The 5,741-nt window shown below is 67.5% G+C and carries 8 protein-coding genes; 2 read left to right on the top strand and 6 right to left on the bottom strand.

The features are described 5' to 3' along the window. Positions 1–146 precede the first annotated feature (146 nt). Complete coding sequence (locus GY769_20315) at positions 147–377, bottom strand: hypothetical protein (protein ID MCP4204268.1); 231 nt, start codon at positions 375–377, stop codon at positions 147–149. Between the two features lie 130 nt (positions 378–507). Here GY769_20315 and GY769_20320 point away from each other — a divergent pair, with 130 nt between their 5' ends. After that, positions 508–2,115, top strand: a complete 1,608-nt coding sequence (locus tag GY769_20320; GenBank protein MCP4204269.1) for a PP2C family protein-serine/threonine phosphatase — start codon at positions 508–510, stop codon at positions 2,113–2,115. Positions 2,116–2,612: 497 nt separating this feature from the next. Here GY769_20320 and GY769_20325 read toward each other — a convergent pair whose 3' ends face one another. From GY769_20325 to GY769_20340, 4 genes are all read right to left on the bottom strand, one after another. Next, positions 2,613–2,960, bottom strand: coding sequence for a hypothetical protein (locus tag GY769_20325; GenBank protein ID MCP4204270.1), 348 nt, complete (start codon positions 2,958–2,960; stop codon positions 2,613–2,615). Between the two features lie 78 nt (positions 2,961–3,038). Continuing rightward, a complete protein-coding gene (locus tag GY769_20330) occupies positions 3,039–3,653 on the bottom strand; it encodes a hypothetical protein (GenBank protein ID MCP4204271.1) in 615 nt (204 codons plus the stop codon). Beyond that, positions 3,637–4,527, bottom strand: coding sequence for an ABC transporter ATP-binding protein (locus GY769_20335; protein ID MCP4204272.1), 891 nt, complete (start codon positions 4,525–4,527; stop codon positions 3,637–3,639). Before GY769_20335 ends, GY769_20330 begins: the two co-directional genes overlap by 17 nt. Positions 4,528–4,533: 6 nt before the next feature. Next, on the bottom strand, positions 4,534–4,920 hold the full coding sequence (locus GY769_20340) for a GntR family transcriptional regulator (GenBank protein MCP4204273.1): 387 nt from the start codon (positions 4,918–4,920) through the stop codon (positions 4,534–4,536). 138 nt (positions 4,921–5,058) lie between these two features. Here GY769_20340 and GY769_20345 point away from each other — a divergent pair, with 138 nt between their 5' ends. Further along, positions 5,059–5,427, top strand: coding sequence for a hypothetical protein (locus GY769_20345; protein MCP4204274.1), 369 nt, complete (start codon positions 5,059–5,061; stop codon positions 5,425–5,427). A 149-nt stretch (positions 5,428–5,576) separates the two neighbouring features. Here GY769_20345 and GY769_20350 read toward each other — a convergent pair. Next, positions 5,577–5,741: hypothetical protein (locus tag GY769_20350; GenBank protein MCP4204275.1), on the bottom strand; the 165-nt coding region annotated here is incomplete at its 5' end.

Below are 5,741 nucleotides of genomic sequence, written 5' to 3' on the forward strand. Positions count from 1 at the left end.
CAAGTGGCTAATAGTTCAACTCGAGGTGTCCCGCGGATGCGCTTGCACGAGTTCAGGCGGCTGCACCGGGTCCCGAGCTCGCTCAAGAGTCCGCCAAGTGCCACTCCGCGGCCGCACCACGGCCCAAGACCCCGCACCCCTTTACTTCAACCCTGGTCGAAGATGGTGCAGTCGAAATAGCGGTGAACGGCCGATTCGACGCAACCACGCAGATAGCCGTGAGTGTGGCGGAAACCGTCCGCATATACATGGAGGAAGCCCTCGAAGTTGTGGGCGAGAGCCCGGTTGACGACCGTGCGCTCGGGACGGCGTGGGCGATAGACCTGGAAACTCGAAGTCACTGCGACCGTCTCCACTCTGAAGAGAGAAGACGACATCGGCGGTCGACATCGTCTCGCTCTGCGCGATCTATGCTCTCTGAGAACCCTGTATCCTGACCGACGTATCAGCCTGGCAAAGGGCCCGTCCCGCGCGCCGCCGCGACGCGGGGCTGGCCCCGGGCTCGAGATGACTGAGCGCAATCCATCCGCCGCGAGCGAGCCACGGAACATCGAGCCCTGGAAGCGGGTCTCCCTGGCGTCCAGAATCGGGCTGGGGCTGGAGGCCGCTCTCCTCGCCGGCCTGCTCCTGCTGGTCAATTTCTTTCCCCAGTGGGTGGGGGTCTGGATCGGCATGGGCGGAGATACCTTCGAGTGGCGATTTCTCCCCATCCTGGCACCCGGCTACACCGCCTACCTGCCCTGGCTCAACCTCTGGTGGAGCGCCGCCCTGCTCCTCCACCTGGCCCTCATCGGGCGGGGGCGGTGGAGCCTGGCCCTGCGCTGGCTCGACCTGGCCGTCCGCGTGCTGGGGGTGGCCGTGCTCTACCGGCTGCTGAGCGGTCCGTCGATCGTCGGCCCCAACCGGGAGTGGACCGCCACCCACGCCTGGCTGCGAGACTTCTGGCCTCGCGTGGAGACCCTGGAGGAGCCCCTCGCACTGGCCATCCGCATCCTGCTGCTCGTCTTCCTGGTGATCCTCGCTCTCGCCGCCCTGAGGAGACTCGCCCTGCTACTGGTCGGCGAGCTCGGCATGGGTCCCCTGGCCGACGAGGGCGTCTCACCGCGGCGCAGGCCGGAGGTGCTGGACATCTTCCACCGGGATGCCCGGCGGGCCTACGCGGTGCTGGACCGGGACGGGCGCTTCCGCGAGGAGCCGGAGGGAGTCGTGGGGAAGCTCTTTCACCGCATCCGGGTCGTGTTCGCCGGGGTGGCCGGTCAGCTCACCCCGGGCCGGCGGTGGCTCTTCATCCTCTGCCTGGTGGCGGCCGGTGTGAACCCAACGCCCTGGTCGCTCATCGCCTGTGCCGGCCTGTTCTTCCTGCTGCTCATGGAGCTGGTGGAGCGGGTCGCCCTGCGGGACGAGCTGGAGATCGCCCGCGACCTGCAGCGGGACCTGCTACCCGCCGAGCCGCCGATGATCGAAGGGTACGGCGTGGCCACCTCCTGGCGCACCGCCAACGAGGTGGGCGGCGACTACCACGATTTCCTTCCCGCCTCCGAGGGCCGGACCGCCATCGTGGTGGGCGATGCCAGCGGACACGGGATGGCGGCCGGGTTGCTGATGGCCATCGCCAGCGCCACCCTCAAGGCCGCCGTCGATTCGGACCCCGAACCGCAGCAGGTGGCCGAGCAGCTCAACCGGGCCCTGCACCGCGCCGGCGGCCGCCGGGCATTTATGGCGATCTTCTACGGGCTGCTCGAACCCGGGTCGGGGCGTCTCGACTTCATCTGCGCCGGACAGCCCTTTCCCCTGCTGCTGCGCGCCGCGGGCGGGATTGAGGAGCTGGGAGAGGGGGCGCTGCCGCTGGGGATACACGAGCGCGCCAGGCCGTCGGCGGCCAGCAACATCCTGGAGCAGGGCGACCGGCTGATCCTCTTCACCGACGGCGTGGCGGAGGCGGTGGCGGGGCCGGACGAGGAGGCCTTCGGCTTCGACAGGATTCGCCAGCTGGCGACCGCCGGCGGTAGCGCCGTGGAGATCCACGACCGCATCCTCGCCGCCTTTGAGCGGCACACCGCCGATCAACCCCTGGCGGACGACATCACTCTCGTTGTCATCAGTCGGGGGGGCTAGCTATCGACTCGTTCGCTGAATGCGCGAAGTCGGTGGCCAGATCACAGGACCTCGCCGCCGGCCTTGTTTGGGAGTAGGCTTCAAGCGAAGGCCCGCCCTGCACAAAGCCCCGTTTGACTGACAATCAAGGGGGCTCAATCAAGGCCAAGCCCGAGAAGAGTCCGTTGAACCAGGCTCCACTCGCTCCTTGGACAGCGCTCGCTTTTCCCCCAGGTACCGCATAGGTACCCGCGAGCCAAGGCCCCTTGAACGACTGACAAATCGGTCCGATAAGGGCGACATATCGGACGTTATGCGCTCTACTCTGATCATCGAACGTCCGGTTGCCCTTCATGGCGCGAGACGGCGAACATTCCGGCGGCCTTGAACTCGTCGCCGCCAGCCGGCGGCCCTTGCGCTGATGCCGAGGCGGGCGGTGGGCCCATCGGGGGCGTATCAGCGCACGCCCAGGCGAGGTCGTGGCCAGGCAGAATGCGACGAGCCTCCTCGCCATTCGTTCAGATGGCCAGGAACACCGGCCAAGCGAAGTGCTTGCCGCGCGAGGCAACCAGGGCGATGACACCCGTCGCGAGGAAGGTGAGGGCCACCACGCCCAGGACCACCTCGCGACCGGGTGGCGCTCCCCCGGCGAGGAAGAGCAGCAACGCCGCGAAGCCGAGCCAGGCCACGGAGGTGAGGTGCCAGGCGAACCGCAGGGTGCGGCGGGTGAACCAGTCGCTGCCGAACAGCTTGGGCAGCGGGCCACGCCGAAAGAGGCGCACGAGGATGTAGCGCTCGCCCAGCACGGAGTGGGCCAGGGCGATTGCCGCCAGCAGAGCGGCGGCGATCGACAGGCCGACGCTCATCGAACCTCCATCGGTTCGATCCTAAGCGAAGGTGGCCGTCCGTGCGCGGTCCCTGCAGTTCCGGCGTTCTTCCAGGAGTCACGCGCTGGCGAAGCTCGGCCGCCGCTCGAACAGGTAGACGGTGAGGCCCATGAGAACCACGGCCAGACCCACGGTCCCCAGGATGACTATCGGATAGCTGCCGAACGTCGCCAGCAGGATCCAGGCGATGAGCGTGAGCGCCAGCACCGCCAGCAGGGTGAGGAAGGCCATCAGCAGCCGCGGCAGGCCGCGGCCGCTTGCCCAGCCGTTGAGCTCGGCGAGCATCAGCAGAAGCTGTGTGAAGAACATCAGGACGGCCACGACCACGAGCTCGTCCCAGATGGCCTCCGCGACCGTCACGCCACCGCTGCCGGGTATCCCCGAGGGGAAGACCACGGCCAGGACGCCCGACGCGAAGAGGACGGCGAGCAGGGCGCCCGGGAGGAAGACCATGGCGGGAAAGACGACCCGCGCCCAGCCGACCTGAAGACGGGTCACGGGCAGCGGCAGGTGGAGCAGCAGGCGCCGCTCCTTGTCTTCGGCCGAGACCAGGTAGACGCTGACGATGGCCAGAATCAACAGACCGATCTCGGAGAGCAGGATCGCGACGAGCCACGCCAGCAGCAGCGCCTTGAGGTGGTAGCCGAGGCTCAATCTAACGAGTTTCCACATGGCGATTGCCTTTCAGGATCTCGACGACGATCTCGTCGATGCTCATTCTCGACTCTTCGATGTTCTCGGCCCCGAGCTCGCGGAGCTGCCGCACCGTCGACAGGTGGTCCGAGCTGATCGCCTGATGATTCGTGCCGACGCGCTGCTGGCGGACGGTGCCCGCGAGGGCGACGTCGTCGTCGAGCCGGAAGGAGATCCTCCGCCAGGCCTCCGAAAGCGCCTCGGTGTCACTGCGTTGCAGGATCTGTCCGTCGCGCAGGAAGACCAGCTCGTCGGCCAGCCGGCTGATGTCGGACAGCACGTGGGTGGAGTAGAGGATGGCGGCCTCGCCGTCCTCGAGGACCTCCCACAGCACGTCGAGCACCTCTGTCCGGACCACCGGGTCGAGCCCCGAGGTCGGCTCGTCCAGGAGCAGCAGCCGCGGGCCGTGGCCCAGCGCCGCGACCAACGCCAGCTTCGTACGGTTGCCTTTGGACAGGTCCGCGGCCTTCGTCGCCAGCGGCAGCTCGAAACGCTCGACCAGGCGTCGGACCCTGGACTCCGACCAGCCGGGCTGCAGGCGACCGATGGCGCGCAGGTTCTTTTCCGCCGTCCACCGCCCGTAGAAGCCGTGCTCCTCGCCGACGTAGCCGACGTCACGCTTCCAGGTCGCGTCGTCGGGGTCGTTGAAGCGCCCGAAGACCTCCGAGGCGCCGCCATCGGCAGCCACCAGGCCGGTGATGCAGTTGAGCGTCGTCGTCTTGCCGGCCCCGTTGGGACCCACCAGGCCGACCACGGTCCCGGGCTCGATGGCGAGGTCCAGGGGCCCGAGGGTAAAGCCCGGGTACCTCTTCTCGAGGCCAAAAAGCGAGATCGCCAGACCGTTGGTGCTCATCTTGGATTACCTCCGCTCCTCGAGGAGATTGCGAAACACCTCGCCGATCCGCTGCCGGCTCAGGCCCTCGGCCAGCGCCTCGTCCAACAGGCTGGACAGGGCCGCCGCCAGACGCTCCTCGGCCATCGCCTGCTTGGTCTCCCGGGAGATGGCCGAGACGAAGAAGCCCTTGCCTCGCCGCGAGCGAATCAGACTCTCGCGCTCCAGGTCCTCGTAGGCCCGCTTCACCGTGATCACGCTCACCTTCTGCTCCCGCGCCAGGACCCGGATCGAGGGCAGCGGCTGCTCGTCGGTCAGCTCGTGCGCCAGGATCCGGGCCCGAATCTGGCGCGAGATCTGGCCGTGGAGCGGCTCCGACGAGAGGTCAGTGAGGTTGAGGAGTAGGGCGTTCATGGTGTGTATATACTCTATATACAGTTAACTCTGCATGTCAACCCCCCGGGTCACGACCCTCGATCCCGCCTCGAATCTCTGAAAAGCTCTTGGGGTGCCCGCCAACCAGAAGGATCAATCAGACAGAGAGGAAACGGCATGACCTACCAGGTCGACCTGCGAGACATCGACTTCCAGCTCTTCGAATGGCTGCCCATCGGGGAGGTTCTCGGGGCGGAGCGTTTCGCCGACTGGGACGAGGAGAGCCTGCGCATGGCCCTCCGGGAGGCGTTGAAGATCGCCCAGAACGAGTTGGATCCGGCGAACGAGTTTTTCGACGGTGCCAATCTCGGCCTCGCCGTCTCGCTCCTGCTGAGCCGCGGCGTCGGCGAGCTGGAAAGCGCTCCTCGTAGACCTGGACGAAGTGCTCGAAGTGATGGGCGAGGGCCCGGTAGAGGACCGTGCGTTCGGGACGGCGTCGGCGATAGACCTGAGCGCTCGATGCCGCCGCGACCGTCTCCACCCTGAAAGGAAAAGACGCAATCGCCGGCCGCGAGCTTGCGCTCGCGCCACGGCGGCCAGGCTCGAGTAACGACTAGAACACGCTGACACATCACGTCCGATATGTCGCCCTTCTCGGACGTCGACGCCCGCGCGTGCCGGGGCGCTCGCGACCCTCAGGACTCGTTCCGCCGGCGAGCCGCCTCGCGTTCTACCCGGATGCGGACGTCGAGGGCGACGGCGCCGTCCCGATCCGGGGAGGCGACGAACGGGTTGATGTCGAGCTCCACGACGCGGGGGTGGCAGTGGGCGAGTTGGCCGACTCGCATCAGGACCTCCCG

Source organism: bacterium, assembly GCA_024224155.1.
In the GTDB taxonomy this organism is placed as follows: domain Bacteria; phylum Acidobacteriota; class Thermoanaerobaculia; order Multivoradales; family JAHEKO01; genus CALZIK01.

Bases quoted from the DNA above. Each gene is read 5' to 3' on its own strand.
- GY769_20315 (MCP4204268.1), bottom strand. From the start codon at position 377: ATGTCGTCTTCTCTCTTCAGAGTGGAGACGGTCGCAGTGACTTCGAGT.
- GY769_20320 (MCP4204269.1), top strand. From the start codon at position 508: ATGACTGAGCGCAATCCATCCGCCGCGAGCGAGCCACGGAACATCGAG.
- GY769_20325 (MCP4204270.1), bottom strand. From the start codon at position 2,960: ATGAGCGTCGGCCTGTCGATCGCCGCCGCTCTGCTGGCGGCAATCGCC.
- GY769_20330 (MCP4204271.1), bottom strand. From the start codon at position 3,653: ATGTGGAAACTCGTTAGATTGAGCCTCGGCTACCACCTCAAGGCGCTG.
- GY769_20335 (MCP4204272.1), bottom strand. From the start codon at position 4,527: ATGAGCACCAACGGTCTGGCGATCTCGCTTTTTGGCCTCGAGAAGAGG.
- GY769_20340 (MCP4204273.1), bottom strand. From the start codon at position 4,920: ATGAACGCCCTACTCCTCAACCTCACTGACCTCTCGTCGGAGCCGCTC.
- GY769_20345 (MCP4204274.1), top strand. From the start codon at position 5,059: ATGACCTACCAGGTCGACCTGCGAGACATCGACTTCCAGCTCTTCGAA.